Source organism: Streptomyces sp. NPDC002564 (genome assembly GCF_042889645.1).
GTDB lineage: Bacteria > Actinomycetota > Actinomycetes > Streptomycetales > Streptomycetaceae > Streptomyces.
Map to the genome: position 1 here is coordinate 237,537 of NZ_JBIARE010000008.1, position 26,050 is coordinate 263,586.

General features: G+C 72.2%; 24 protein-coding genes and 1 riboswitch. Of the genes, 15 read left to right on the forward strand and 9 right to left on the reverse strand.

Going from position 1 to position 26,050, the window contains the following annotated elements:
* The first annotated feature begins 60 nt into the window (after positions 1-60).
* The 5 genes from ACFYXE_RS27690 to ACFYXE_RS27710 all read left to right on the forward strand — a co-directional run bounded on the left by ACFYXE_RS27690 (position 61) and on the right by ACFYXE_RS27710 (position 6,554).
* Positions 61-1,503 (forward strand): GuaB1 family IMP dehydrogenase-related protein, encoded by a 1,443-nt coding sequence (locus ACFYXE_RS27690; protein WP_389316599.1) that lies wholly within the window; start codon positions 61-63, stop codon positions 1,501-1,503.
* 316 nt (positions 1,504-1,819) lie between these two features.
* Complete coding sequence (locus tag ACFYXE_RS27695) at positions 1,820-3,283, forward strand: amino acid permease (RefSeq protein WP_389316602.1); 1,464 nt, start codon at positions 1,820-1,822, stop codon at positions 3,281-3,283.
* A gap of 10 nt (positions 3,284-3,293) precedes the next feature.
* A complete protein-coding gene (locus ACFYXE_RS27700; protein ID WP_389316605.1) occupies positions 3,294-3,749 on the forward strand; it encodes an Lrp/AsnC family transcriptional regulator in 456 nt (151 codons plus the stop codon).
* A 256-nt stretch (positions 3,750-4,005) separates the two neighbouring features.
* Positions 4,006-4,803, forward strand: coding sequence for a carbon-nitrogen hydrolase family protein (locus tag ACFYXE_RS27705; protein WP_389316608.1), 798 nt, complete (start codon positions 4,006-4,008; stop codon positions 4,801-4,803).
* Positions 4,804-4,859: 56 nt separating this feature from the next.
* A complete protein-coding gene (locus tag ACFYXE_RS27710) occupies positions 4,860-6,554 on the forward strand; it encodes a flavin monoamine oxidase family protein (RefSeq protein ID WP_389316611.1) in 1,695 nt (564 codons plus the stop codon).
* Positions 6,555-6,581: 27 nt separating this feature from the next.
* Here the strand turns inward: ACFYXE_RS27710 and ACFYXE_RS27715 are convergent, their stop codons facing one another.
* The 3 genes from ACFYXE_RS27715 to ACFYXE_RS27725 form a co-directional block, all read right to left on the reverse strand.
* Positions 6,582-7,511 (reverse strand): LLM class F420-dependent oxidoreductase, encoded by a 930-nt coding sequence (locus ACFYXE_RS27715; RefSeq protein ID WP_389316614.1) that lies wholly within the window; start codon positions 7,509-7,511, stop codon positions 6,582-6,584.
* A gap of 143 nt (positions 7,512-7,654) precedes the next feature.
* Positions 7,655-8,359 carry a DUF5995 family protein gene (locus tag ACFYXE_RS27720; RefSeq protein ID WP_389316617.1) on the reverse strand — a complete coding sequence of 235 codons (705 nt, stop codon included), beginning with the start codon at positions 8,357-8,359 and terminating at the stop codon, positions 7,655-7,657.
* A 147-nt stretch (positions 8,360-8,506) separates the two neighbouring features.
* Positions 8,507-9,079 carry a TetR/AcrR family transcriptional regulator gene (locus ACFYXE_RS27725; protein WP_389316620.1) on the reverse strand — a complete coding sequence of 191 codons (573 nt, stop codon included), beginning with the start codon at positions 9,077-9,079 and terminating at the stop codon, positions 8,507-8,509.
* Between the two features lie 89 nt (positions 9,080-9,168).
* Here ACFYXE_RS27725 and ACFYXE_RS27730 point away from each other — a divergent pair, with 89 nt between their 5' ends.
* Entirely contained in the window at positions 9,169-10,119 is a 951-nt protein-coding gene (locus ACFYXE_RS27730; protein ID WP_389316623.1) for an NADP-dependent oxidoreductase, read from the forward strand.
* Here ACFYXE_RS27730 and ACFYXE_RS27735 read toward each other — a convergent pair whose 3' ends face one another.
* From ACFYXE_RS27735 to ACFYXE_RS27745, 3 genes are all read right to left on the reverse strand, one after another.
* Positions 10,120-11,310, reverse strand: coding sequence for a Cmx/CmrA family chloramphenicol efflux MFS transporter (locus ACFYXE_RS27735; protein WP_389316626.1), 1,191 nt, complete (start codon positions 11,308-11,310; stop codon positions 10,120-10,122). It abuts the gene before it with no gap.
* A gap of 247 nt (positions 11,311-11,557) precedes the next feature.
* Positions 11,558-12,961 (reverse strand): uracil-xanthine permease family protein, encoded by a 1,404-nt coding sequence (locus tag ACFYXE_RS27740; protein ID WP_389316629.1) that lies wholly within the window; start codon positions 12,959-12,961, stop codon positions 11,558-11,560.
* A gap of 139 nt (positions 12,962-13,100) precedes the next feature.
* Positions 13,101-14,312 (reverse strand): MFS transporter, encoded by a 1,212-nt coding sequence (locus ACFYXE_RS27745; RefSeq protein WP_389316632.1) that lies wholly within the window; start codon positions 14,310-14,312, stop codon positions 13,101-13,103.
* A gap of 97 nt (positions 14,313-14,409) precedes the next feature.
* Between ACFYXE_RS27745 and ACFYXE_RS27750 the strand changes: the two genes are divergently transcribed.
* A complete protein-coding gene (locus tag ACFYXE_RS27750; RefSeq protein ID WP_361176935.1) occupies positions 14,410-15,585 on the forward strand; it encodes an ROK family transcriptional regulator in 1,176 nt (391 codons plus the stop codon).
* Between the two features lie 355 nt (positions 15,586-15,940).
* On the opposite strand, the gene ACFYXE_RS27755 is transcribed toward ACFYXE_RS27750, so the two are convergent.
* From ACFYXE_RS27755 to ACFYXE_RS27765, 3 genes are read right to left on the reverse strand one after another with little or no spacing between them, the layout of a single operon-like run.
* A complete protein-coding gene (locus ACFYXE_RS27755; protein ID WP_389316635.1) occupies positions 15,941-16,204 on the reverse strand; it encodes a hypothetical protein in 264 nt (87 codons plus the stop codon).
* On the reverse strand, positions 16,201-17,094 hold the full coding sequence (locus tag ACFYXE_RS27760; RefSeq protein ID WP_389316638.1) for an RNA polymerase sigma-70 factor: 894 nt from the start codon (positions 17,092-17,094) through the stop codon (positions 16,201-16,203). Before ACFYXE_RS27760 ends, ACFYXE_RS27755 begins: the two co-directional genes overlap by 4 nt.
* Positions 17,095-17,139: 45 nt before the next feature.
* Positions 17,140-19,467, reverse strand: a complete 2,328-nt coding sequence (locus ACFYXE_RS27765; RefSeq protein ID WP_389316641.1) for a chitinase C-terminal domain-containing protein — start codon at positions 19,465-19,467, stop codon at positions 17,140-17,142.
* Between the two features lie 272 nt (positions 19,468-19,739).
* A riboswitch (FMN riboswitch) is annotated at positions 19,740-19,870 on the forward strand.
* A gap of 213 nt (positions 19,871-20,083) precedes the next feature.
* Here ACFYXE_RS27765 and ribD point away from each other — a divergent pair.
* From ribD to ACFYXE_RS27805, 8 genes are read left to right on the forward strand one after another with little or no spacing between them, the layout of a single operon-like run.
* Positions 20,084-21,139 carry a bifunctional diaminohydroxyphosphoribosylaminopyrimidine deaminase/5-amino-6-(5-phosphoribosylamino)uracil reductase RibD gene (ribD, locus tag ACFYXE_RS27770; RefSeq protein ID WP_389316853.1) on the forward strand — a complete coding sequence of 352 codons (1,056 nt, stop codon included), beginning with the start codon at positions 20,084-20,086 and terminating at the stop codon, positions 21,137-21,139.
* 1 nt (position 21,140) lies between these two features.
* On the forward strand, positions 21,141-21,761 hold the full coding sequence (locus ACFYXE_RS27775) for a riboflavin synthase (protein ID WP_389316644.1): 621 nt from the start codon (positions 21,141-21,143) through the stop codon (positions 21,759-21,761).
* A 56-nt stretch (positions 21,762-21,817) separates the two neighbouring features.
* The gene (locus ACFYXE_RS27780; RefSeq protein WP_361176957.1) at positions 21,818-22,405 is read left to right on the forward strand and encodes a nicotinamide mononucleotide transporter family protein; all 588 of its coding nucleotides are present in this window, start codon (positions 21,818-21,820) and stop codon (positions 22,403-22,405) included.
* Positions 22,402-23,703 (forward strand): bifunctional 3,4-dihydroxy-2-butanone-4-phosphate synthase/GTP cyclohydrolase II, encoded by a 1,302-nt coding sequence (locus tag ACFYXE_RS27785; RefSeq protein WP_361176943.1) that lies wholly within the window; start codon positions 22,402-22,404, stop codon positions 23,701-23,703. The genes ACFYXE_RS27780 and ACFYXE_RS27785 overlap by 4 nt, the downstream gene beginning before the upstream one ends.
* 37 nt (positions 23,704-23,740) lie before the next feature.
* The gene (gene ribH, locus ACFYXE_RS27790; protein WP_361176945.1) at positions 23,741-24,226 is read left to right on the forward strand and encodes a 6,7-dimethyl-8-ribityllumazine synthase; all 486 of its coding nucleotides are present in this window, start codon (positions 23,741-23,743) and stop codon (positions 24,224-24,226) included.
* A gap of 35 nt (positions 24,227-24,261) precedes the next feature.
* Complete coding sequence (locus ACFYXE_RS27795; protein WP_389316650.1) at positions 24,262-24,534, forward strand: phosphoribosyl-ATP diphosphatase; 273 nt, start codon at positions 24,262-24,264, stop codon at positions 24,532-24,534.
* Between the two features lie 56 nt (positions 24,535-24,590).
* Positions 24,591-25,439: an ATP phosphoribosyltransferase gene (gene hisG, locus ACFYXE_RS27800; protein ID WP_361176947.1), complete on the forward strand. Its 849-nt coding sequence runs from the start codon at positions 24,591-24,593 to the stop codon at positions 25,437-25,439.
* A gap of 21 nt (positions 25,440-25,460) precedes the next feature.
* Positions 25,461-25,916 carry a PH domain-containing protein gene (locus ACFYXE_RS27805; RefSeq protein ID WP_361176949.1) on the forward strand — a complete coding sequence of 152 codons (456 nt, stop codon included), beginning with the start codon at positions 25,461-25,463 and terminating at the stop codon, positions 25,914-25,916.
* The last annotated feature ends 134 nt before the right edge of the window (positions 25,917-26,050 follow it).

The following is a 26,050-nucleotide window of genomic DNA, read 5'->3' on the forward strand; positions in this document are numbered from 1 at the left end:
TGCTTTTCCCTCGGCCTAACTGTCCGGGGGCCACCTCTGATCGACTGGGATGAGCAGCACGTGCGCTTCCTCAATGACATCCAGCCTGCGTACGACCTGACGTACGACGACGTCTTCATGGTCCCGAGGCGCTCCGCCGTCGGATCCCGCCAGGGCGTGGACCTCTCGTCGCCCGACGGCACCGGCACCACGATCCCGCTGGTCGTCGCCAACATGACCGCGATCGCCGGCCGCCGCATGGCCGAGACCGTCGCCCGCCGCGGCGGCATCGTCGTCATCCCCCAGGACATCCCGATCGAGGTCGTCACCGAGGTCATCTCCTGGGTCAAGACGCGGCACCACGTCCTGGACACCCCGATCGTCCTGGCCCCGTCGCAGACCGTCGCGGACGCGCTGGCCCTGCTGCCCAAGCGCGCGCACAACGCGGGCGTCGTCGTCGACGCCGACCAGAAGCCCGTCGGTGTCGTTACGGACGCCGACCTCAGCGGCGTCGACCGCTTCACGCAGCTCTCCGAGGTCATGTCCAAGGACCTGCTGCTCCTGGACGCCGACATCGAGCCGCGCGACGCCTTCAACAAGCTGGACGGCGCCAACCGCCGGTACGCCCCCGCGGTGGACAAGGACGGCCGTCTCGCCGGCATCCTCACCCGGACGGGCGCGCTGCGCGCCACGCTCTACACCCCGGCCGTCGACGCCAACGGCGGTCTGCGCATCGCCGCCGCCGTCGGCATCAACGGCGACGTGGCGGGCAAGGCCAAGCAGCTCCTCGACGCGGGCGTCGACACGCTCGTCGTGGACACCGCGCACGGCCACCAGGAGTCGATGATCGCCGCGGTCAAGGCCGTGCGCGCGCTCGACCCGCAGGTCCCGATCGTCGCGGGCAACATTGTCGCCGCCGAGGGCGTGCGCGACCTGATCGAGGCCGGCGCGGACATCATCAAGGTCGGTGTGGGCCCCGGCGCCATGTGCACCACCCGCATGATGACCGGTGTCGGCCGCCCGCAGTTCTCCGCCGTCCTGGAGTGCGCCACCGAGGCCAAGAAGTTCGGCAAGCACGTCTGGGCGGACGGCGGTGTCCGGCACCCGCGCGACGTCGCCATGGCGCTGGCCGCCGGCGCGTCGAACGTCATGATCGGGTCCTGGTTCGCGGGCACCTACGAGTCCCCGGGCGACCTCCAGCAGGACGCCAACGGCCGCCTCTACAAGGAGTCGTTCGGCATGGCCTCCGCGCGCGCGGTGCGCAACCGCACCAGCGAGGAGTCGTCGTACGACCGGGCGCGCAAGGCGCTCTTCGAGGAGGGCATCTCGACCTCCCGCATGTTCCTCGACCCGACCCGTCCGGGCGTCGAGGACCTGATCGACTCGATCATCGCGGGCGTCCGCTCCTCCTGCACGTACGCGGGCGCGGGCTCCCTGGAGGAGTTCACCGAGAAGGCCACGATCGGCGTCCAGAGCGCCGCCGGGTACGCGGAGGGCAAGCCGCTGCACGCCAGCTGGAGCTAGGCGCCGGCGCCGCCCCCGAGAAGTCCTGAGAAGGCGGGATGTGACCCTGACGGGCACATCCCGCCTTTTCGCCTTTTCCGGGGCGGAACGCAACGGACTAAACGGACTGCGCAACAAAGAGTCATCGATTCCGGAAGTGCGCAATGATCATCCGTCGGTACGCAAGGTTGCTGCATTACGGTCGGGAAGGCGCGGACTCTAGAGTCATCCGCTGTACGTGGTGTGGCGGGGACTGCCTGCTCGGTGGTTCCCGTCGCCAAGCGCGGGTGCCACGGGTCCTCGCCGCCCTGACCGGCAGCGATGAAGGAGCCAGCGCGTGCTCGACCAAGGCGCACCCCCGCAGAACCGCCCACGCCCCCCGGGCAGCCCTGGCCTCGGCAGCCGACTGATGCGGCGCAAGCCGGTGGAACGCCTGGTCGCGGAGGGTGGCCAGGGAGAGGGCGGCTCGCTGCGGCGCTCCCTCGGCATGTGGCAGCTGACCATGATCAGCATCGGTGCCACGCTCGGCACCGGCATCTTCGTCGTCCTCGGCGAGAGCGTCCCCAAGGCCGGCCCCGCGGTCACCATCTCGTTCGTGATCGCCGGACTCACCGCGCTCTTCTCGGCCCTCTCGTACGCCGAGCTGGCGGGCTCCATCCCGGTCGCCGGTTCCTCCTACTCGTACGCGTACGCAACGATGGGCGAACTCGTCGCCTGGGTCTGCGGCTGGTGCCTGGTCCTGGAGTACGGCGTCTCGGTCGCGGCCGTCGCCGTCGGCTGGGGCGAGTACCTCAACGAGCTCCTCGACGGGACCATCGGCGTCACCATCCCGGACGTCCTGTCCTCCGCGCCCGGCGAGGGCGGCATCATCAACCTGCCCGGCCTCATCGTCGTGCTGCTCGCCATGGTGTTCCTGCTCGGCGGGGCCAAGGAGTCGGCGCGGGCCAACACGATCATGGTCATCGTGAAGATCGCCGCGCTCGTGCTCTTCTGCACCATCGGCTTCATGGGCTTCAAGTCCGGCAACTACTCGGACTTCATGCCGCTCGGCACGGCCGGGGTCAGCGCCGCCGCCGCGAGCCTGTTCTTCTCGTACATCGGCTTCGACGCCGCCTCCACCGCCGGTGAGGAGGCGAAGAACCCGCAGCGCGACCTGCCCCGCGCGATCATGCTCTCGCTGGTCATCGTCACGGCCCTCTACGTCCTGGTCGCCGCCGTCGCGGTCGGCGCCTGGAACTGGAAGGACTTCGAGGGCTCCGAGGCCACGCTCGCCGCGATCATGAACGACGTCAGCGGCCAGCACTTCTGGGGCACGCTGCTCGCCGCGGGCGCGGTCATCTCCATCGCGTCGGTCGTCCTGACCGTGCTCTACGGCCAGACCCGCGTGCTGTTCGCCATGTCCCGCGACGGCCTGGTCCCCAAGGCGTTCGGCAAGGTCAGCAAGAAGACCGGCACGCCCCGCGTGAACACGGTCATCGTGTCGCTCTTCTGCGCCGCGCTCGCCTCGGTCATCCCGCTCGGCAAGCTCGTCGACGCCACCAGCATCGGCACGCTCTTCGCCTTCGGCCTCGTCAACATCGCCGTCATCGTGCTGCGCAGGACCCGCCCGGACATGCCCCGCACCTTCCGGGTGCCGCTGGGCTGGCTCTTCCCGGTGCTCGGCTTCGGTTTCTGCGCCTACAACATGTTCAGCCTCGACTCCATCACCTGGGTCGTGTTCGGTGTCTGGATGGCCGTCGGCCTCGTGTTCTACTTCCTGTACGGCATGAGCCGCTCCCGATTGGCCTCCGCAGAGAAGTGATCCACCCCCCGTGCGACTGAACGATCTCGACGAACGCATCGTGCACGCCCTCGCCGAGGACGCCCGCCGCTCCTACGCCGACATCGGCCAGCTGGTCGGACTCTCCGCGCCCGCCGTGAAGCGGCGCGTGGACCGGCTCAGGGAGACCGGAGCGATCACGGGATTCACCGTGCGGGTCGACCCGGCCGCGCTCGGCTGGGAGACCGAGGGGTTCATCGAGATCTACTGCCGTCGCAACACCTCGCCCGAGGCCATCCGCCGCGGCCTCGAGCGGTACCCGGAGATCGCGTCCGCGTCCACCGTCACCGGTGACGCGGACGCGATCGTCCAGGTCTTCGCCGCGGACATGCGGCACTTCGAGCGGGTCCTGGAGCGGATCGCGGGGGAGCCGTTCGTGGAGCGGACCAAGTCCGTGCTCGTCCTCTCGCCGCTGCTGCGGCGCTTCTCCTCGGGGTCTCCCGCTTAGGGACGTCCGCCCCGCACACGGGACGCCCCGCACGCGAGACCCCTCGCGCGGGAGCGCCCGGACGCGGAAACCGCGGGAAAACGCACCATCGCCCCGCGAGGCGGCCTCCGGCGCGCAATGAATCGCCGCCCCTCCCGTCCCACGCGCAACAGATCGCGCAGCGGCCCGCAACGGTCGCACCTTGTCCGGGCCGGGCCGCCGACCGTACCGTCTTAAACGACCCCGCCTTCCCCTTCGTACGCCCCGAGGTTCCGCCATGCCCGCGCTGCGCACCGCCCTGTTCCAGAGCTCAGGGCAGCTTGGATCCGTCGCCGAGAACCTGAAGGCGCTGGATCAGGCGGCCGGACGCGCCGCCGCGCAGGGCGCGGGCCTGCTCGTGGCGCCCGAGCTGTTCCTCACCGGGTACGCGATCGGCGACGACATCGCCCGGCTGGCCGAACCCGCCGACGGCACCTCCGCCGGGGCCGTCGCCGAGATCGCGGCCCGGCACGGCGTCGGCGTCGTCTACGGCTACCCCGAGCGCGCGGACGAGCGCGTCTTCAACTCCGCCCAGCTGGTCGGTCCGGACGGTGCCCGCCTCGCGAACTACCGCAAGACCCACCTCTTCGGCGGCTTCGAGCGCGACTCCTTCACCCCCGGTGACCAGGCCGTCGTCCAGGCGGAGCTGGGCGGCGTCCGGGTGGGCCTGATGATCTGCTACGACGTGGAGTTCCCGGAGAACGTCCGCGCGCACGCCCTCGCGGGCACCGACCTGCTGGTCGTCCCCACCGCGCAGATGCACCCCTTCCAGTTCGTCGCCGAGTCCGTCGTGCCGGTGCGCGCCTTCGAGAACCAGATGTACGTCGCCTACGTCAACCGGGTCGGCCCCGAGGGCGAGTTCGAGTTCGTCGGGCTCTCCACCCTGGCCGGGCCCGACGGCGTGGCGCGGGCCCGCGCCGGCCGCGCCGAGGAGCTGGTCGTCGGTGACGTCGACCCCGAGTTCCTGAGCGCCTCCCGCGCGACCAACCCCTACCTGCGCGACCGCCGCCCCGGCCTGTACGCGTCCCTCGTCTGACCGCGCCCGCGCCCCCCTCACCTGCCTTTCAGTTCCGTGCAAGGAGTCCGTACCCCATGACGTCCACGGTGCCCACCGCTGTCCAGCACACCGACGCCCAGCCGCCGATCACCATGTTCGGCCCGGACTTCCCCTACGCGTACGACGACTTCCTCGCGCACCCCGCGGGCCTGGGCCAGATACCCGCGACCGAGCACGGCGCTGAGGTCGCCGTCATCGGCGGCGGTCTGTCCGGCATCGTCGCCGCGTACGAGCTGATGAAGATGGGCCTCAAGCCCGTCGTCTACGAGGCCGACCAGATCGGCGGCCGGCTGCGGACCGTGGGCTTCGACGGCTGTGCGGGCGACCTCACCGCCGAGATGGGCGCGATGCGCTTCCCGCCGTCCTCGACGGCGCTGCAGCACTACATCGACCTGGTGGACCTGAAGACCAAGGCGTTCCCCAACCCGCTCGCCGAGTCGACCCCCTCGACGGTCGTGGACCTCAAGGGCGAGTCGCACTACGCCACCACCGTCGACGACCTGCCGCAGGTCTACCGCGACGTGATGAACGCCTGGAACGCCTGCCTGGAGGAGGGCGCGGACTTCTCCGACATGAACCGCGCCCTGCGCGAGCGCGACGTGCCCACGATCCGCGAGATCTGGTCGAAGCTCGTCGAGAAGCTCGACAACCAGACCTTCTACGGCTTCCTCTGCGACTCCGAGGCGTTCAAGTCCTTCCGGCACCGCGAGATCTTCGGCCAGGTCGGCTTCGGCACCGGCGGCTGGGACACCGACTTCCCGAACTCCATCCTGGAGATCCTGCGCGTCGTCTACACGGAGGCCGACGACCACCACCGCGGCATCGTCGGGGGCAGCCAGCAGCTGCCGCTGCGCCTGTGGGACCGCGAGCCGCAGAAGATCGTGCACTGGGCGCAGGGCACGTCCCTGAAGTCCCTGCACCAGGACGGCGCGCCCAAGCCCGCCGTGACCCGGCTGAACCGCACCGCGGGCAACCGCGTCACGGTCACCGACTCCTCGGGCGACATCCGCACCTACCGGGCCGCGATCTTCACCGCCCAGTCCTGGCTGCTGCTCTCCAAGATCGAGTGCGACGACTCGCTCTTCCCCATCGACCACTGGACGGCGATGGAGCGCACCCACTACATGGAGAGCTCGAAGCTCTTCGTGCCGGTGGACCGGCCCTTCTGGCTGGACAAGGACGAGCGGACCGGCCGCGACGTCATGTCGATGACGCTCACCGACCGGATGACGCGCGGCACCTACCTGCTCGACGACGGCCCGGACAAGCCCGCCGTCATCTGCCTCTCCTACACCTGGTGCGACGACAGCCTGAAGTGGCTGCCGCTCTCGGCGAACGAGCGCATGGAGGTCATGCTCAAGTCGCTCGGCGAGATCTACCCGAACGTCGACATCAGGAAGCACATCATCGGCAACCCGGTGACCGTGTCCTGGGAGAACGAGCCCTACTTCATGGGCGCGTTCAAGGCGAACCTGCCGGGCCACTACCGCTACCAGCGGCGCCTGTTCACCCACTTCATGCAGGAGGACCTGCCCGCGGACAAGCGGGGCATCTTCCTCGCGGGCGACGACATCTCCTGGACGGCGGGCTGGGCCGAGGGCGCGATCCAGACGGCGCTCAACGCGGTGTGGGGCGTCATGCACCACTTCGGCGGGGCGACCGACGCGACCAACCCGGGCCCGGGTGACGTGTACGACGAGATCGCGCCGGTCGAGCTGCCGGAGGACTGAGCGGGGGCGGCGGCGGGTCGCCGGGGCTCAGACCCCGGCCGCCCGCGCCGCCTCGTACAGCTGGCCCGCGACGTCCTTCAGCTCCTGCGCGTCGCGGGTCGACGCGGCGAGCTCGACGATGATCTCGTCGACGCCGACCGCCGCATGCGCCGCGAGATCGTCGACGATCTGCGCGACGTCGCCCCGGAAGGGGGCTCGGTCCGGCCCGTCGTAGGCCTTGGCGGAATACCGGGCGTTGGCCCGCAGGACACTGCGCACCGGCCGCTCCCGGCCCCGCTCCGCGGCGGCCTGGCGCACGGTGGCCCACTGCTCGGCGAGGGCCTGTGCGCCGCCGGCCACCGGCATCCAGCCGTCGGCCCGGTCGACCAGCCTGCGCAGCGCGCGCGGGCCACCCGCGGGCAGCAGGATCGGCACGGGCCGCGCGGGCTTGGGGCCGACCACCGAGGGCGCGATCCGGGTCAGCTCACCCTCGTACGACACCGGGTCCGGACCCCACACCGCGTGACAGACGTCGATCAGCTCGTCCAGGACCTTGCCGCGCCGCTCGAAGGGGGCGACCGACGCCGCCGCGTACTCGTCGTGGGACCAGCCGGTGCCGAGCCCCGCGACGACCCGGCCGCCGCTCGCCGCGTCCAGCGAGGCCAGCGTGCGCGCGAGCTGGAACGGCACGTGCAGCGGGGCGACCAGCACGCTGGTGCCGAGCTCGGCCCGTTCGGTGGCCGCGGCGGCGAGCGTCAGGGTGACCAGCGGGTCGGCGACCGAGCGGTAGTGGTCGGGCCAGGGCAGGTCCGGGACGCCGTAGAGCCCCTGGGTGGCCGGCTCGGGGTAGAGGATCCGCTCGAAGACCCACAGGCTGTCGTAGCCGATGTCCTCGGCGGCCCGGGCCACCGCGGGCACGTCGCGCCCCACGGCGTACTGCCGGGTCTGCGGGAGGCTCAGTCCGAGTCGGGTCGCCATGCCGGTGCTCCTTCGCGTCGGGGTCGGTCGTTTCAACGTACAACGATCGCGTGCGCGTTCCCCGGGGCGTGGTGGCGGGCGTGGCCGAAAAGGGCGGGCGGGGGCGGTGCTCCGGCGGGGGCGGCCGGGGCGGGTGCGCCGGGTCAGTCGGGCAGCGGGGTGAGCAGGATCCGGCCCACCAGGCCCACCGCGCCGTCCAAGCGCTCCCCGAACTCCTCGGCGACGCCCGGCAGTTCGCGCAGGGCCCACAGGGCCCGCGCCGATGCCCACGCGCCGTCCCTGGCCCGCTCCAGGCTCCAGGAACCGGCCAGATGCGTCAGCGGGTCGCCGACCTGGAGCAGGTCGGGGCCCGGCATCAGCTCTTCGCGGATGCGCTCCTCCAGCGTGACCAGGGCGTCGCCCACGCGGTCGAACTCGTCCTCCAGATCGGCCGGTTCGCAGCCGAGGGCGCGGCAGCTGTCGATCAGGGCGAGGGCCAGGTCGTGCCCGATGTGCGCGTTGATGCCCGCGAGCGCGAACTGCAGCGGCCGGACACCGGGGTGGCGGCGGTACTGGAACAGCGGGCGCCAGCAGGCGGGTGTGCGGCGCCCGTCGGAGGCCGCGTCGACCGCGGCGAGATAGCGCTCGGCGAAGCGGACGGCCAGCGTGCTCGCGGTCCTGAGGTCCGGGAAGGCGCCGAGGCGGACGCGCCGGGCGACCTCCTCGGTCACCGACAGGTACACGCGGTTGAAGACGGCGACCCCGTCGCGCGGCGGCCAGTCGTCGCCGAGCGTGCGCATCCGTGCCAGCACGTCGTCGACCCCGTGAGCCGGGACCCTGAACTCTGCGAACCGCTCCAAGCGCGCCATGGGGGCAGGGTCCCAGCCCCGGGCGGGCGCGGGTGCCAGCGCACCGGGCACTTCCCCGAAACGAGGGAACGGCAGCCGTTCGGGACTGAGGTGAGGCCGTTTCCCGGACGGTTCTGCGCTGATCCGCGAGGCGGGTGTGCGGCGGGCTCAGCGGATCGTCGGAGCCGGTGGCGCGACCACTTCGCGCAGCTCGGCGGCGGCCTGAGCCATGAGCTGAGCGAGGGTGGTGTCCGGCTCGGCCAGCCACCGGGGCACGGCGCGCCGGTGGATCGCCAGCACCACGTCGATGACGAAGCGTGCCTTTCCTGGCTCGACACCGCGGCGCTCGAGCGCCGGTGCCAGCGCGTCGGCGATCGCGGCGAGCTTGATCAGATCGCGCTCGGCCAGTGCCGGGTTGGCGGCGATCACCCTGCCCCGGCGCAGCAGGAACTCGCGGGGACGGAAGATCTCCTCGGCGGTTCCCAGCGCGGTCACCAGCGTCTCGATCGGGGTGAGGCCCGGATCGGCTGCCTCGACCTGGGCGACGAGGTGGGTCTCCAGTTCGTCGCCGGCGAAGAGGACTTCCCGCTTGTCCGGGAAGTACCGGTAGAAGGAGCGCTCCTTCAGACCGGCGGCCTCCGCGATCTGCGCCACCGAGGTGCGCTCGAAGCCCTGCGTCTCGAACAGGTCGAGCGCCGCGCGTTCGAGCCGGCCCTGTGCGTCGGATTCCCATCGTGGCATGCCCACCAGCCTACGACAACAGAAGCTGTCATCAGCTGCTACGGTCGATGACAACAGATGCTGTTATAACTCGAGAGCGGGAGATCGTCATGAAGGCTCTGCAATTCGACCGGTTCGGTTCCCCGGACGTGATCGTGCTCCGCGATGTCCCGCAGCCGGAGCCGGGACCCGGCCGGATCAGGATCGCCGTGCGGGCGTGCGGCCTGACACCGGCCGACTGGCACGTCGTCGACGGTCTCCTCGCCGACCGTCTGCCGCCGCTGCCGCGCGGGCTCGGCCTCGAGGTCGCGGGCACCGTCGACGCGCTCGGCGAGGGCGTCACCGGCGTTCGGATCGGCGACCGCGTGTTCGGCCCGGCCTCCTTCGACGGCCCGACGGCCGGCGCCGCCGAGTACGCGCTGATGCCGGCCTGGGCACCCATTCCCGAGGGCATGACCGCCGAGCAGGCCGCCGCGCTGCCGATGGCGGCCGAGACGGCGTGGCGCGCGCTCGACGACCTCGGCGTCCAGCCGGGTGAGCTGCTGCTCGTCCACGGCGCGGGCACCACCGTGGGCGAGGCGGCGGTGCGCTTCGCGCTGCACCGGGGTATCCGGGTGATCGCCACGGCCGGGCCGACACGGGCCGCCGCCCTGGAAGCGATCGGCGCCCGGGTGACCGCCTACGGCGAGGGCATGGCCGAACGCGTCGGCGCACTGACCCAGGGCGCCGTGGACCGCGCCCTGGACACCACGCCGACCGGGGGCCGGATCGACCGCGCCGACCGGCCCAGCCCGGCCGGCGGCTCGCTGCCGGCCTTGATAGCGCTGACCGGGGATCCCGACCGGGTCCTCACCGTCTCGGACTTCGCCGCCGCGGCCGAACTGGGCGTCCGGACCACCACCGAGATGCGCTACGACCGGATGGACGAGTTCGCCGGGCTCGCCGGCGAAGGCGTCCTGGCCGTACCGGTCGCCCGCACCTACACCCTGGACCAGATCCAGGAAGCGGCCGAGCTCAGCCGGTCCCGCCGCCCCGGCGGCAAACTCGTGCTCGTCCTGTGATCACCTTGCCGGCTCGGGGGCGGCGTGCGGCCGGGCCGGGGCCCGGTCGTCCCGGCCCAGGGCGAGGGCCGTGCCCCCGGCGATCAGGGCCGCCGCCACCAGGAACGCGCTGACCCAGAGCGGCGAGCGGTAGCCGAGCCCCGCGGAGATCGCGAGGCCGCCGAGCCACGGGCCGAGCGCGCCGCCCACGTTGAACGCGGCCGTCGCGAACCCGCCCGCCAGCGAGGGCGCCCCGGACGCCGCGTACAGCGCCTGCGCGATGAGCGTGGAGCCGACACCGAACGACAGCGCGCCCTGGACGAGGACCAGCACGAAGGCCGCCGCCGGGTGCCCGGCCGTCAGCGCGAACAGCACCCAGCCCGCGAGCAGCGCGAGCGAGCCGCCCACCAGGAGCGGCAGGGGACGGCCGTCGGCGAGACGGCCGCCCATGCCGACGCCGACGAACGAGCCGATGCCGAACAGCGCGAGCACCACGGGCACCCACCCGGAGCCGAGCCCGGTGACCTGGGTGATCAGCGGCTCCAGGTAGGTGAACGCGCAGAACGTCGCGCCGTTCACCAGCGCGCCGAGCAGCAGCGTCACCAGGAGCCGGGGGCGGCGCAGGGCACGCAGTTCACCGGCCACGCCCGGGCCCGCGGTGTCCGGCGCGCCCGGGGGCACGGCCCGGGCGATGGCGACCACGGCGGGCAGGGAGAGCAGTGCCACGGCCCAGAAGGCCGAGCGCCAGCCCCAGGCCTCGCCGAGCAGCGCCCCCGCGGGCACGCCCGCCACACAGGCGACGGTCACCCCGCCGAGCAGCGCGGACGTGGCGCGCCCCTTGGCGTCGGGCGCGACCATGCCGGTGGCGGTGACCAGCGCGACGGCGAGGAAACCGGCGTTGGCGAGGGCGCCGACGACGCGGGTGGCGAGCAGCACCGCGAAGCTCGTGGTGAGCGCGCCGACGACATGGACGAGCAGGAAGGCGACCAGGAAGACCAGGAGTGCCGTCCGCCGCGCGAAGCGGCGGCCCAGGGCCGCCATCAGCGGCGCGCCGACGATCATTCCGACGGCGAACGCCGAGGTCAGATGGCCGGCCGCCGGGATGGGGACCGACAGGTCCCGGGCGATGTCCGACACCAGGCCGGACAGCATGAACTCGGAGGTGCCTTGCGCGAAGACGGCAAGGCCGAGCAGGTACAAGGAGAAGGGCACAGCAAGACTCCGCAACCACGGTGTGGATCGAGACGATCGGGACACGGGAGCGGTGGTCCGGCGGTGGCGGTGCCACGGACGCGGGACGGCTGCGCGCGGCCCCGGACGGGGCGGCGGCGAGAGCGTCAGTGCGAGCGCACGAAAGGCCACCGGACGACCGGTGGCCTGGGCCTTGAGGCTTCGGGACTGGACATGGTGCGCACCCTAGTCAGGCGTCGCGCACCCCGTCCAGCCGATTGTCGTGCGGCTAGCGCTCCCCCTCGGACCGCTCGGACCGCTCGCCCTCGTCGTAGGTCGAGGTGCCCGAATCCAGCAGCGGTTCCTGCGACTTGAGGTGCGGCGGGGCGAAGGCCCGCAGCACGTGGTAGCCGGTGATGACGACGACCGTGCCGAGCGCGATGCCGCTGAGCTGGAAGTTGTCCGTGATCTTCAGCGAGACGCCGCCGACGCCGATGATGATGCCCGCGGCGGCCGGTACGAGGTTCAGCGGATTGCGCAGGTCCACCTTGGCGTTGATCCAGATCTGGGCGCCGAGCAGGCCGATCATGCCGTACAGGATGACGGTGATGCCGCCGAGCACGCCGCCGGGGATCGCGGCGACGACCGCGCCGAACTTGGGGCAGAGCCCGAAGAGCAGCGCGAAGCAGGCCGCCGCCCAGTACGCGGCCGTCGAGTAGACGCGGGTCGCGGCCATCACACCGATGTTCTCGGAGTACGTCGTGTTGGGCGGGCCGCCGACCGCGGTGGAGAGCATGGAGGCGGCGCCGTCGGCGGAGATCGCCGTGCCCAGCTTGCCGTCGAGGTTGTCGCCGGTCATCTCGCCGACGGCCTTCACATGGCCGGCGTTCTCCGCGACGAGCGCGATGACGACGGGCAGCGCCACCAGGATCGCCGACCACTCGAAGCTCGGCGCGTGGAAGGACGGCAGCCCGATCCAGTCCGCGTGGCCCACCGCGGACAGGTCCAGGCGCCAGTGGTCCACGACCTTGCCGGAGGCGTCCGCGGAGTGGATCCTCCCGAAGATCCGGTCGAACGCCCAGGAGATCCCGTACCCGAAGATCAGCCCGAGGAAGATCGCGATGCGCGACCAGAAGCCGCGCAGGCACACCACGGCCAAACCGGTGAAGAGCATCACCAGGAGCGCCGTCCACTGGTCCTGCGGCCAGTACGTCGACGCGGTCACCGGCGCCAGGTTGAAGCCGATCAGCATGACGACCGCGCCCGTGACGATCGGCGGCATCGCGGCGTGGATGATCCGCGCCCCGAACTTCTGCACCGCGAGTCCCACCAGGAACAGCGCGGCGCCGACCACGAAGACCGCGCCGGTCACCGTCGCGCTGGAGCCGCCCTGCGCGCGGATGACCGCGGCGACGCCCACGAAGGAGAGCGAGCAGCCGAGGTAGCTCGGCACCCGGCCGCGCGTGGCGAGCAGGAAGATGACGGTGGCGACGCCCGACATCATGATGGCCAGATTCGGATCCAGGCCCATGAGGACGGGGGCGACGAAGGACGCCCCGAACATCGCCACCACGTGCTGTGCGCCGAGCCCGAAGGTCCGCGGCCAGGAGAGGCGCTCGTCGGGCCGCACGACCGCGCCGGGGGCGGGGGTGCGGCCGTCGCCGTGCAGTTTCCAGCGCACGCCGAGATCCATGGTGAGTGTCGCTTTCTGTGCGCCGGGCCGGGCCGAGAGGGTGGCCCGAAATGATCGTCGCCATGTTAATGCGACGTCAGTGCGCCCACGGCCCGGTGCGGGACCACCGGGCCGTGCGCGGGACGGTGGTCCCCTCGGGTCAGGACCTGGGACCGGGGGCCGCCGCGTCCGTGGTCCTGGCCCGCGCCGCCGTGCGGCCGTCCGTGCGCAGCACGCCCGCGAAGACCGTGAGGCCGCAGGCGAGCAGGGTCACCAGGGCGAAGGAGGTCACCAGGCTCGTCGCCTGCGCCAGCGCGCCGATCGCCGACGGGGCGATCAGGCTGGAGGTGTACGTGATAGTGGCGACGCCCGCGATGGCCTGGCTGGGGTTGGGGCCGCTGCGCCCGGCGGAGGCGAAGGCGAGCGGCACCACGACCGCGATGCCGAGGCCCATCAGCGCGAAGCCGCCCATGGCCATCACCGGGTGCGAGGCGAGGACCACCAGGAGGCCGCCGAGCGCCGCGAGGACGCCGCCGGCCCGCACCGTGCGCACCGCGCCGAACCGGTCCACCACCGCGTCGCCCACGAGCCGCGCGATCGCCATGGTGAGCGTGAAGCCGGTGGTGGACGCGGCGGCGACGCCGGCCGAGGTGTCCAGGACGTCCCGCAGGTAGACCGCGGACCAGTCCAGGCTCGCGCCCTCCGCGAAGACCGCGCAGAAGCCGACGGCGCCGATGAGCAGCGCCGACTTGGGCGGCAGCGAGAACCGCGGCGGCGCCTCCTCATCGGGCTCTGCCTGGACGTCCAGGACGCCCTGGCAGACGGCGAGTCCGGTCGCGGTGAGCACCGCGGCGGCGAGCACGTGGTGCAGGCGGGCGTCCGAGCCCAGGTGGGCGGCGACCGTGCCGGCCGCGGAGCCGATCAGGGCGCCGACGCTCCACATGCCGTGCAGGCCCGACATGATCGACTTGCGCATCAGGGTCTCGGTCTCGACGCCGATGGCGTTCATCGTCACGTCGGACATGCCCGAGGTCGCGCCGTAGACGAAGAGCGCCAGGCACAGCGTCGGCAGGTTGGGCGCGAGCGACGGCAGGACCAGGGCGAGCGTCCACATCGCGAGCAGGCCGCGCAGCGCGGTACGGGCACCGAAGCGGTGGCTGATCCGGCTCGCGAGCGGCATCGCGACCGAGGCGCCGATCGCCGGGAAGGCGAGGGCCAGGCCCAGCATGCCCGCGCTGACGTCGGAGTGCTCCTGGATCCAGGGCACCCGTGTCGCGAAGGAGCCGGCGACGGCGCCGTGCACACAGAACACGGTCGCCACCGCGATCCGGGCCCGCCTCAACCGGTGCTTGTCGTAGACCACTTCACTCATGCCGTTCGCCCCTCCCGAGTGCTGTCGCGATACGGCGACGTAAACTATCAGGAACCCTGCCTGATAAATAGAAGAGCTTCTGTGGGAGGATCCGGACATGCCAGCCTCGCCTGCCTCGCCGAGTACCGCCCGGGCCATCAACGACCGGCTCGCGCTGGGGCTCCTGCAGAGCGAAGGGCCCCTGACGGCCACCCAGTTGAAGCAGCTCACCGGCCTGTCCCGGCCCTCGGTCGCCGACCTCGTCGAGCGGCTGCAGGGCTCCGGGCTCATCACCGTGGTCGGGGAGGCGGGTGCGCGGCGGCGCGGCCCGAACGCCCGGCTCTACGGGATAGTGGCCGACCGGGCCCACCTCGCCGCCCTCGACGTGCGCACCGAGAGCGTCTCGGTCGTCGTCACCGACCTGCTCGGCGCGGTCCTCGCCGAGGCCTCCGCACCCATCGGCGGCGACCAGGGCACCGAACCGGCCGTCGAGCGTGCCGTCGCCCTCGTGGAGCGCACGGCCCGGGAGGGCGGCGTCCAGCGCCTGCACACCGTCGGCATCGGCGCGCCCGGCCTCATCGACCCGGCCACCGGCGACCTGCACGACACGTCCTCGTTGCCCGCCTGGCACCGCCGCCTCGCCGGCGTCCTGCACGAGCGCATCGGCGCGCGTGTCCTGGTGGAGAACGAGACCAACCTCGCCGCCCGCGCCGAACAGCGGGACGGCGCCGCGCACGGCCGGGACACCTTCGTGCTCCTCTGGCTCGGCGACGGCGTCGGCGCCGCCGTCGTGCTCGACGGGGTGCTGCGCAGGGGCGCGTCCGGCGGCACCGGCGAGATCGGCTTCCTGCCCGTGCCGGGCACCGGATCGCTGCCGTCCGCCACCGGCTGCGACGGCGGCTTCCACTCGCTGGCCTGCGCGGCCGCGCTGTGCGACCTGGGCGCCGAACACGGCCTGCTGCGGGCCGGGATGACGGCCGCGGGGCTGGTGCGGCACGCGGTCGAGGCGGGGGAGGGCGCCTTCCTGGACGCCGTCGCCGACCGGGTCGCCGTCGGCGCCGCCGCCATGACCGCGATCCTCGACCCCGGCTGTGTCGTGCTCGGCGGCGAGGTGGGCCGCGCGGGCGGGACCGCGCTCGCCGACCGCGTCACCGACCGGGTCGCCGCCATGTCGCCGCTGCGCACCGAGGTCAGGGCCGGCACGCTCGGCGGCGCCGCGGTGCTGCGCGGCGCGCTCCTCGCCGCGCGGGACGCGGCGCAGGACGAGGTCTTCGGACCGCCGCCCGGACGCTGAGCGGGGCGGTCCGGTGCGCCCTGCGTCGGCCGTGTCCGCCGACTGGCGCCGGCCCGGCGACGCCTGGGAGGCAGGCGCGCTGGCACTGGCGGATTTTGTGAGTCCGCCCGGTAGGCGGGCGCCGGTACTGGCGGATTGTGCGAGTCCGTCCGGTGTGCGGGCGTTGTACCGGCAGATCCCTGGAGGCCGTCCCGTACGCAGGCGCGCTGCACCGGCGCATTCCCGAGCCCGCCCGATATACGCAGGCGCTGCACCGGCAGATCCCCCGAGCCCGCCCGATACGCGGGCTGCGCACGGCGCGCCGGGCACTGCCGGGTCCCTCGTCCGGCGTCCGGGCGGGCCGGGCGGCCCCGTGTCAGCGGCGGTGGGCCGACCGTGCCGCCAGGTACTCCTCGAACGTGCCCGTGCCCACCGCGCGTTCGGGTGTCAGGTGGCCGCCCGCGCGGGCCGCGCGGTAGATCCGGCCCGCGAGCGGCATCCGCAGCAGCGCGCGCCGCTTGCCGCTCGCCCGCGGATAGGCGCGGGCCAGGTCGGGGAAGCTGCGGTCACGGGGCGGCCGAGCGTTCCGGTGCCGCCGGTCACCAGGATCGAGCTCATCGCCAGGCTGCTTCGCCCTCACGCGGCGGCGAGCTGGCGCTCCACGAACACCAGCTTGTCCGGATTGACCACCGACCGTACCCCGGTGACCACCCCGTCGCCGCCCTCGAAGGCGGTGATCGCCGTCAGCCGGCCCGCGTCGCGCAGGACGACCGCCGGCACGCCGTTGACCTCGGCGTACGAGATGTCCGTCGCGGTCCTGACCCGCTCCATGACGCCCACCAGGAACCGCAGCACGTTCTCGCGGCCGAGGACCGGCGTGCGGGTCGCGGCGACCTTGCCGCCGCCGTCGCCCCACCACGTCACGTCCCTGGCCAGTATCTTCTCCAGCCCGGCGACATCGCCCTCGCGGGCCGCCGCGATGAACGACTCGACGAACCGCCGGCGCAACCGGTGCCCCGGCTCGAAGCGGGAGCGCGCCTCGGCGACCGCGCGGGCCGCCCTGCGGTACAGCTGACGGCAGTTGGCCTCGCTCGCGTCCAGGGCGTCCGCGATGTCCCGGTGGCTGTAGGCGAACGCCTCCCGCAGGACGTAGACCGCGCGCTCCTTGGGTGTGAGCCGCTCCAGGAGGACGAGCAGGGCCATGGAGACCGCGTCCCGCTGCTCCGCCGACTCCAGCGGCCCGAGCGTGCCCCCGGAGGTGACCACCGGCTCCGGCAGCCAGGTCCCCACGTACTGCTCGCGCCGGGCGCGGGCCGAGGTCAGCCGGGTCAGGCAGAGGTGGGTGACGGTCTTGGCCAGCCAGGCGGCGGGCCGCTCGATCTCCGCGCGCCGCGCGCCGCTCCAGCGCAGGTACGCGTCCTGCACGGTGTCCTCGGCCTCCTGTGCGGAACCGAGTATCCGGTAGGCCAGGCCGAACATCCGGGGGCGGTGGGACTCGAACTCCTCGGCCAGTGCCGCTGCGGTGCTCACGCCCCCAGGGTGTCAAACCCCGCGGGCGTGAGCACGGAAGGCCGGTCAGCAGGCGCCGAGATCCTGCCAGACCCCCCATTCGCCGCCGGCCCCGGGCTCGTCGCCCTTCGTCCACCACTTGGCCTTCCAGGTGTGCGACTTGTGGGACACGGACGTCCCGGAGCCGTACTCGCTGCTCGCGGCCCAGGCGGGCGCGGTGCACTTGCCCGGCGCCGGCGGGTCGGTCGGGTCGGTCGGCCCGGTGCCCGTGCCCGGCTCGACGAGCGTGGTGCCGCGCGCCAGGTCACCGGCGAGCGCGTACGTCGTGCCGCTGATGTTCACCGTCCAGTTCCACGGCGTGGACACCGGCAGGTAGTAGTTGAAGGAGAGGTCCACGGACGCGCCGGGGGCCAGCGACTGCCAGGCCGGCAGCTTCAGCGAGACCCGGTGGAAGTCGCCCTTCAGACCGCCGACGTTGCTGCCGGTGTGGTCGCTGCTGATCACCTTGGTGCCGAAGCCGGACTGGTCGGAGGCGTTGGCCGGGGCCGCGGTGGAGTAGTCGAACTGGAACTCGGTGCCGCCGGGCAGTGCCGTCTTCGTGTTGTTGGTGATCTTCACCTTGGGCGTGATCGGGTAGTTGGAGTCGCCGAGCTTGAAGTCGCCGAACTCCACGCCGATGTCGACGGCCTTGGTGGGCAGTTCCTTGTTGGAGACCTTGGCGCCGTAGGGGGTGGCGGCCTTGAACTTGTCATACATCAGCGAGGTGAGCGTGTCGCCCATCTCGTACTGGCCCTTCGTGGCGTTCCAGCGGTAGTCGCCCGCCATCTCCCAGATCATCGTGCCGCCGATGCCCCGGTCGACCACGTAGTCGGCCTTCTTCGCCACCGACTCCTCGTCCTCGGTGGACAGGAAGACCTTCTTGTCCGCGTTCCACAGCCACGGCGCGACCAGTGAGGAGCTGTACTTGCGGGCGTAGCTGCCGGTCAGCTTGGTGTCCGCGGGGAAGCCGTACTTGGTGACGTAGTCGCCGACGATCCCCTTCTCCAGGTTCTTCGCGTGCCACATCGGGTTGGAGCCCGCCGGGGACTCCTTGCCGTTGTCGTCCTTGTCGTGCCAGAGGTTGTCGATGCCGACCGCGCCGTCACCGCACTTGGTCAGGCCGGACCCGGCCGGGCAGCTGGTGGCGGGCGCCTTGCCCCACAGGCCGTCGGTGCCGCCCTGCACGTTCTTGAAGCCGCGGGTGTAGTACGGCAGGCCGATGTTGATGCGGCCGGCCGGCATCGAGCCGCGGAAGTAGTGGTAGGCCCAGTCGGTGTTGAGGTAGCCGATGCCGCCGTACTGGGAGCTGCCGTAGACGTTGGCGGCCGCGAGCTCGGCGTCCTTGCCGTCGTCGAAGAGCGAGGCGTTGGGTCCGACGTACTCGTTCCAGGCGCCGTGCAGGTCGTACGACATGATGTTGACGTAGTCGAGGTACTTCTGGACCTGGAAGGTCTCCATGCCGCGCAGCAGATAGCCGGAGGAGGGGGCCGCGACGGTCAGCATGTAGTGCTTGCCGTCGGCCGCGCCCGCCCGGTCGAGCTTCTGGCGCAGGGACTTCATGAGGGCCGCGTAGCCCTTGACCAGCCCTGCGCGGCGGGCGTTGGAGATCGAGTAGTCGAGCGGGTTGCCCGCGTCCTTCATCGTGGTCGGGTACTCGTAGTCGATGTCGACGCCGTTGAAGCCGTACTTCTTGATGAAGGAGACCGCGGAGTCGGCGAAGGTGTCGATGCCCGCCTGGTTGACCGAGCCGTCCGCGTTGGTGGCCATCGAGTAGAAGCCGCCGGAGTTGACGCGCTTGCCGTCGTCACCGAAGTAGCCGCCGGTCTCGGCCCAACCGCCCACCGAGATCAGCGTCTTGACGTTCGGGTGCTGCTTCTTGTACTTGGTCAGCAGGTTGAAGTGGCCCTTGTAGGGCAGCGCCGGGTCCATCTCGGCGCCCGCGACACCGGGCCAGGTCATGCCGGTGGCGGCGTTCTTCTCGCCGTCGGCGCCGACCGAGAGCTTGTTGTCCTTGTCGATGTGCGCGAAGGCGTAGTTGATGTGGGTGATCTTGTCCCACGGGATGTCCTTGGCGAGGTAGGCGGGCTCGCCGTTCTTGCCGGTGCGCCAGCCGGTGAAGTAGCCGATGGTGCGGCGCTGGTGGTCGGCGCCCATCTTCTCGCGGCCCGCGCTGTCGTAGACGGAGCAGTAGGGGACGTTCACGCCGGGCGTCTGGTAGAGGCCGTCGGGGCGACAGGACGCGTCGTCGGCGGCTGCGGCCGGTGCCGCGCCGCCGGAGACCAGGCCGAGCAGCAGGCCGGCGACGGCCGTGCCGGTCGCGAGCAGGGTGGGTCTCGCGCGGTTGGGGGACGACAAGGGGGGCCTCCTGGTGCGGTGCGGAACACGAACGGGGCGGAACAACACAACTGGCACAGATGTGAATCGTTCTGGGGCCCCGGCGTGCGCACACCGTCGGCTCCGGCTCCTCTGAGGTGACGCAGAGATTAAGAGGACTAGACCAGTGCGTCAATAGGTCTGGACCAAGTTGGTCGAACGCGCCCCCGTGTCGGCGCTCCTGTGACCCAGACCACACTTGGTCACTCGCATGGCCCTCGATCAGGCGTGGCACACTGGCCTCGTACCAGAAGCAGCGCACTCCGGGGTCGGTGTAATTCCGAACCGGCGGTTACAGTCCGCGACCCGGTCACCTCCAGTGGCCGGTTGACCAGGTGAAATTCCTGGACCGACGGTGAAAGTCCGGATGGGAGGCAGTGCGCGGCGGGCGGGCATTTCATGCACGCCGCCGTAGTGACTCGTTCCTGGCCTTGCCAGGGGCGGTTCCCGGGATTTTCCCGGGACGGGTGTCCGTCCGGCGTCGGCGTCGCTGCAGGTGTCGCTGTCCGTACGTTCTGTCGTCATCGACAGGCCCCGGAGTTCGTGCCCGAAGAGGCAGGAGAACCCGGTGGCCACCGCCGCAGCCGAAGCAGCCGCCATGCGGCGCGCGATCGCGCTCGCCGCCCGCGCCCTCGGCGCCACCAGCCCCAACCCCGTCGTCGGCTGCGTCATCCTCGACGCCGCGGGCGAGCAGGTCGGCGAGGGCTGGCACCGGCGGGCGGGCGGCCCGCACGCCGAGGTGCACGCCCTGCGCGCGGCCGGTGACCGGGCCCGCGGCGGCACCGCGCTCGTCACCCTCGAACCCTGCAACCACACCGGCCGCACCGGCCCCTGCGCGCAGGCCCTCATCGAGGCCGGGATCGCCCGAGTGGTCTACGCGGTCGCCGACCCCGACCCCACCGCCACCGGCGGCGCCCACACCCTGCGCGCGGCCGGCATCCCGGCGGAACAGGGCCTGTGCGAGGCGGCGGCCGCCGAGGGGAACGCCGCCTGGCTGACCTCCGTACGGCTCGGCCGCCCCCACGTCACCTGGAAGTACGCCGCCACCCTCGACGGCCGCACCGCCGCCGCCGACGGCACGAGCCGCTGGATCACCTCCGCCGAGGCCCGCGCCGACGTGCACCGGCTGCGCGCCACCTGCGACGCCGTCGTCGTCGGCGCGGGCACCCAGCGCGCCGACGACCCGCACCTGGCCGTCCGCGGCGTCGAGGGCGCCGTGCAGCCGCTGCGCGTCGTCGTCGACACGCACGGCACCGCCGTCACGCCGGGCGCCCGCGTGCTGGACGACGCCGCCCCCACCCTCGTCGCCGTCGCCGACGACGCGACGCCCGCGCACCGGGCCGAGACCCTGCGACTGCCGCGCGCCGAGGGCGGGTTGGACGTCCTGGCGCTGCTCGACGCGCTGCACGCGCGCGGTGTGCGGTCCGTCCTCCTCGAAGGCGGCCCGACCCTCGCCGGTGCCTTCGTCGCCGCCGGCGCCGTCGACCGCGTCGTCGGCTATCTCGCGCCCGTCCTGCTCGGCGCCGGACCCGCCGCCCTGACCGGCGGCGGAATCACCACCCTCACCGAAGCGTTGCGGCTCGACGTGAGCGAGACCGTCCGTATCGGCCCCGACCTGCGCATCACCGCGACCCTCGTAGCGAAGGAGCACTGAAGTGTTCACCGGAATCGTCGAAGAGCTGGGCGAGATCACCGCCGTCGAGAACCTTCCCGACGCCTCCCGCTTCCGCCTGCGCGGCCCCGTCGTCACCGAGGGCGCCCGGCACGGCGACTCCATCGCCGTCAACGGCGTCTGTCTGACGGTCGTGGAGCACGAGGGCGACGAATTCACCGCGGACGTGATGGCCGAGACGCTCAACCGCTCCAGCCTCGGCGCGCTCACCGTCGGCTCCCGCGTCAACCTGGAGCGCCCCACCGCGGTCGGCGCGCGCCTGGGCGGACACATCGTGCAGGGCCACGTCGACGGCACCGGCGAGATCGTCGAGCGCAAGCCGTCCGACAACTGGGAGATCGTCAAGGTCTCCCTCCCCGCCGACCTCGCCCGCTACGTCGTGGAGAAGGGCTCCATCACGGTCGACGGCGTCAGCCTCACCGTGGTCGACGCCGGACCCGACTACTTCACCATCAGCCTCATCCCCACGACGCTCGCGCTGACCACCCTCGGCGTCAAGCAGCCCGGCGACCCCGTCAACCTCGAGGTCGACGTCATCGCCAAGTACGTCGAGCGCCTGCTCGGCGACCGCGCCCACCTGCCGTCCGAGGAGGCCTCCCGGTGAACTGGCTCAACGCGGAGGCGTTCACCGCCTTCGACCAGCACATCCTGTGGTCCGACATGATCGGCAACACCGTCGGCCTCGTCGCCCTGGCGCTCGGCTGGCGGCGCTCCATATGGACCTGGCCCGCCCAGTTCCTGTCCGGCGTCATCCTCGTCGCCGCCTACACCTCGGCGCACCTGTCCGGCGGCGTCGGCAAGCAGCTCCTGGTCATCGGCGTCGCGCTGTGGGGCTGGCGGCAGTGGACGCGCGGCCGGCAGCAGGCGCAGGACGGCTCCATCGCCATCCGGTTCGCCACCTGGAAGGAGCGCGGGCTGCTGCTCGGCGGCACCGCCGCGGGCACGCTCGCCGTCGGCGCCCTGTTCAGCGCCGTCCCCTCGCTGTCCTGGAACCCCTGGCCCGACGCGTACATCTTCGTCGGCACGCTCGCCGCGATGGTCGCCCAGGCCCGCGGACTCGTCGAGTTCTGGTTCGCCTGGCTGCTCGTCGACGTCGTCGGCGTGCCGCTCGCCTTCAGCAGCGGCCTCGCCTTCTCCGGCCTCGTCTACGTCGTCTATCTCGCCCTCGTCCTCTGGGGCATGCGCGACTGGTGGCTGCGCTCCCGCGCCGCGGCCTCGCAGCCCGTCATGGAAGGAGTCCCGGCATGACCGTGGCACCGGTCTGGCGCAGCGCCGCCACCCCCGCAGCAGACCCGCACAGCCTCGCCCTGGACCCGGTCGCCCAGGCCGTCCGCGACATCGCGGCGGGCCGGCCCGTCGTGGTCGTCGACGACGAGGACCGCGAGAACGAGGGCGACCTCGTCATCGCCGCCGAGAAGGCCACCCCCGAGATCGTCGCCTTCATGATGAGCGAGTGCCGCGGCCTGATCTGCGCGCCCATGGAGGCCGCCGAACTGGAGCGGCTCCGGCTCCCGCAGATGGTCGAGCACAACACCGAGTCGATGAGCACCGCCTTCACCGTCTCCGTCGACGCCGGTGCCGCGCACGGCGTGAGCACCGGCATCTCGGCCGCCGACCGCGCCACCACCCTGCGGCTGCTGGCCACGGGCGACGCCGCGGCGGACGACTTCGTGCGCCCGGGACACATCTTCCCGCTGCGCGCCAAGCCCGGCGGCGTGCTCGTGCGCAACGGCCACACGGAGGCCGCCGTCGACCTCGCCCGGCTCGCGGGCCTGCGCCCGGCCGGGGCCATCGTGGAGATCGCCGGCGAGGACGGCACGATGCTGCGGCTGCCCGAGCTCGTCCCCTTCGCCCGCAAGCACGGCCTGACGATCATCTCCATCGAGGACCTGATCGCCTACCGCCGCTCCTCGGAGCCCACCGTGCGCCGCGAGGCCGAGGTCAGCCTGCCCACCGCCTTCGGCGACTTCACGGCGTACGGCTACCGCTCCACCGTCGACGGCGTCGAGCACGTCGCCCTGGTCCACGGCGACCTCGGCGACGGCGAGGACGTCCTGGCCCGCCTGCACTCCGAGTGCCTGACCGGCGACGTCTTCCACTCGCTGCGCTGCGACTGCGGCCCGCAGCTGGAGGCGTCCATGCGGCGCATCACCGAGGAGGGCCGCGGCGTGGTGGTCTACCTGCGCGGCCACGAGGGCCGCGGCATCGGCCTGCTCTCCAAGCTGCGCGCCTACGAACTCCAGGAGCGCGGCAGCGACACCCTGGACGCCAACCTGGAGCTCGGCCTGCCCGCCGACTCCCGGGACTACGGCGCGGGCGCGCAGATCCTGCGCGACCTCGGCGTGCGGGGCGTGCGGCTGATGACCAACAACCCCGACAAGACCGACGCGGTCCGTCGGCACGGCCTGACGGTCACCGGGCGCGAGCCCATGCCCGTCGAGGCCGGCGAGCACAACCTGCGGTACCTGCGCACCAAGCGGGACCGGATGGGGCACGACCTGCCCTGGCTGGACGCCACCGACGTGTCCGCCTGCGGCAACCAGTAACAACCGAGCACGGTCAGAGAACCTGAAGGAGAAGCGCGTGAGCGGCAAGGGTGCACCCGAACTGAGCGTGAAGAACTGCGGCGACCTGCGGGTCGCGGTGGTCGCCGCCCAGTGGCACGAGAAGGTCATGGACGGCCTGGTCGACGGCGCCCTGCGCGCCCTGAACGAGCTGGGCATCAGCGAGCCGACCGTGCTGCGCGTGCCCGGCAGCTTCGAGCTGCCCGTCGTCGCCAAGGTCCTCGCCGAGCGGGGCTACGACGCGATCGTCGCGCTCGGCGTCGTCATCCGCGGCGGCACCCCGCACTTCGAGTACGTGTGCCAGGGCGTCACCCAGGGCCTCACCCAGGTCTCCGTGGACACCGGCGTGCCCATCGGCTTCGGCGTCCTGACCTGCGACACCGAGGAGCAGGCCCTGGACCGCGCCGGCATCGAGGGATCCCGCGAGGACAAGGGCCACGAGGCGGTCACCGCGGCTGTGGCCACCGCGACCACGCTGCGCACCGTCTCCGAACCCTGGCGCTGAGGGGGACCGCCCGGCCGCGTAGAGTGGCGTCCATCATGTCCAAGAAGACTTTCGAGGAGCTCTTCACCGAGCTCCAGCACAAGGCCGTCAACGGCGACCCCACGACCTCCCGCACCGCCGAGCTGGTCGACAAGGGCGTCCATGCCATCGGCAAGAAGGTCGTCGAGGAGGCCGCCGAGGTCTGGATGGCCGCCGAGTACGAGGGCAAGGAAGCCGCCGCCGAGGAGATCTCGCAGCTGCTCTACCACGTCCAGGTGATGATGGTCGCCCGCGGCATCTCCCTCGACGACGTCTACGCCCACCTCTGAGCCGTACGTCCACCGCACCCGCTCAACCAACCCATCACGCAAAGGAATCCCGCCTCATGCTGCGCATCGCCGTCCCCAACAAGGGTTCACTGTCCGGACCTGCGTCGGCGATGCTCCATGAGGCCGGATACCAGCAGCGCAAGGAGTCCAAGGAACTCGTCCTCGTCGACCCCGGGAACGAGGTCGAGTTCTTCTACCTGCGGCCCAAGGACATCGCGATCTACGTCGCGACCGGCCGCCTCGACATCGGCATCACCGGCGAGGACCTGCTGATCGACTCCGGCGCCGACGCCGAGGCGATCCTGCCGCTCGGCTTCGCCCGCTCCACCTTCCGCTTCGCCGCGAAGCCGGGCACCGCGAGCAGCATCAAGGACCTCGCGGGCCGGACCGTGGCCACCTCCTACGAGGGCATCGTCGCCAAGCACCTCGCGGAGCAGGGCGTCGACGCCTCCGTCGTCCACCTGGACGGCGCCGTGGAGACCGCCATCGAGCTGGGCGTCGCCCAGGTCATCGCGGACGTCGTGGAGACCGGCACCTCGCTGCGCAACGCGGGCCTGGAGGTCTTCGGCGACCCGATCATGAAGTCCGAGGCCGTCGTCATCCGGCGCACCGGCGCCGAGGACGACAACCCCAAGGTCCAGCAGTTCCTGCGCCGCCTGCAGGGCGTCCTGGTCGCCAGGTCGTACGTGATGATGGACTACGACTGCCGCGCCGAGCACCTGGAGCGCGCCGTCGCGCTCACCCCCGGCCTGGAGTCGCCGACGATCTCCCCGCTGCACAACGAGGGCTGGGTCGCCGTGCGTTCCATGGTCCCCGCCAAGGAGGCCCAGCGCGTCATGGACGACCTGTACGCCCTCGGCGCGCGGGCCATCCTGACCACGGCCATCCACGCCTGCCGCCTCTGACCCGGCCGGAGCCCCCGCCTCATGTCCGACCACACCGCCCCGCCCGCCCTGCCGGTCACCTTCCGGCCGACGCGGACCCGTGCCGTCCTGCTCACCGCGGGCGTCGCGATCTTCGTGGTGATCTCGGCGATCGCCTTCCTGCTCCCGGGCCTGAGCCCGGGGGAGCGCACCAGCTTCGTCTTCACCGGCGCGCTGCTCCTCGGCGTGCTCGTGCTGCTGAGCAGGCCCAAGGTCGTCGCCGACGAGTCCGGCGTCACCGTCGTCAACATCGCGACCAGCCGCCGCCTGGCCTGGGCCGAGATCGTGCAGGTCAACCTGCGTCCCGGCGACCCTTGGGTGTTCCTGAACCTGAGCGACGGCACCAGCCTGCCCGCGCTCGGCATCCAGCCGGGCATCGCCAAGAAGCAGGCCATCGGCGACGCCCGCGCCCTGCGTGCGCTCGCCGACGCCCGCGCGGTTCCCGGCGACCGGGACTGACCCGCCGGACAGGGGCTGGACGTTCCGTGCCCGGTCTTGATTAATCTGGTGGCGGGGCACACACGGAGTGCCGCCCCGCCCCTGACGGGCCCGCCCGGCCCCCGGGGGCTCCTGCTACCCGAGGAGTGACTCCC

Bases quoted from the DNA above. Each gene is read 5' to 3' on its own strand.
- ACFYXE_RS27705 (WP_389316608.1), top strand. From the start codon at position 4,006: ATGCCCGCGCTGCGCACCGCCCTGTTCCAGAGCTCAGGGCAGCTTGGA.
- ACFYXE_RS27710 (WP_389316611.1), top strand. From the start codon at position 4,860: ATGACGTCCACGGTGCCCACCGCTGTCCAGCACACCGACGCCCAGCCG.
- ACFYXE_RS27715 (WP_389316614.1), bottom strand. From the start codon at position 7,511: ATGGCGACCCGACTCGGACTGAGCCTCCCGCAGACCCGGCAGTACGCC.
- ACFYXE_RS27720 (WP_389316617.1), bottom strand. From the start codon at position 8,359: ATGGCGCGCTTGGAGCGGTTCGCAGAGTTCAGGGTCCCGGCTCACGGG.
- ACFYXE_RS27725 (WP_389316620.1), bottom strand. From the start codon at position 9,079: ATGCCACGATGGGAATCCGACGCACAGGGCCGGCTCGAACGCGCGGCG.
- ACFYXE_RS27730 (WP_389316623.1), top strand. From the start codon at position 9,169: ATGAAGGCTCTGCAATTCGACCGGTTCGGTTCCCCGGACGTGATCGTG.
- ACFYXE_RS27740 (WP_389316629.1), bottom strand. From the start codon at position 12,961: ATGGATCTCGGCGTGCGCTGGAAACTGCACGGCGACGGCCGCACCCCC.
- ACFYXE_RS27745 (WP_389316632.1), bottom strand. From the start codon at position 14,312: ATGAGTGAAGTGGTCTACGACAAGCACCGGTTGAGGCGGGCCCGGATC.
- ACFYXE_RS27750 (WP_361176935.1), top strand. From the start codon at position 14,410: ATGCCAGCCTCGCCTGCCTCGCCGAGTACCGCCCGGGCCATCAACGAC.
- ribD (WP_389316853.1), top strand. From the start codon at position 20,084: ATGCGGCGCGCGATCGCGCTCGCCGCCCGCGCCCTCGGCGCCACCAGC.
- ACFYXE_RS27780 (WP_361176957.1), top strand. From the start codon at position 21,818: ATGATCGGCAACACCGTCGGCCTCGTCGCCCTGGCGCTCGGCTGGCGG.
- ACFYXE_RS27785 (WP_361176943.1), top strand. From the start codon at position 22,402: ATGACCGTGGCACCGGTCTGGCGCAGCGCCGCCACCCCCGCAGCAGAC.
- ACFYXE_RS27795 (WP_389316650.1), top strand. From the start codon at position 24,262: ATGTCCAAGAAGACTTTCGAGGAGCTCTTCACCGAGCTCCAGCACAAG.
- hisG (WP_361176947.1), top strand. From the start codon at position 24,591: ATGCTGCGCATCGCCGTCCCCAACAAGGGTTCACTGTCCGGACCTGCG.
- ACFYXE_RS27805 (WP_361176949.1), top strand. From the start codon at position 25,461: ATGTCCGACCACACCGCCCCGCCCGCCCTGCCGGTCACCTTCCGGCCG.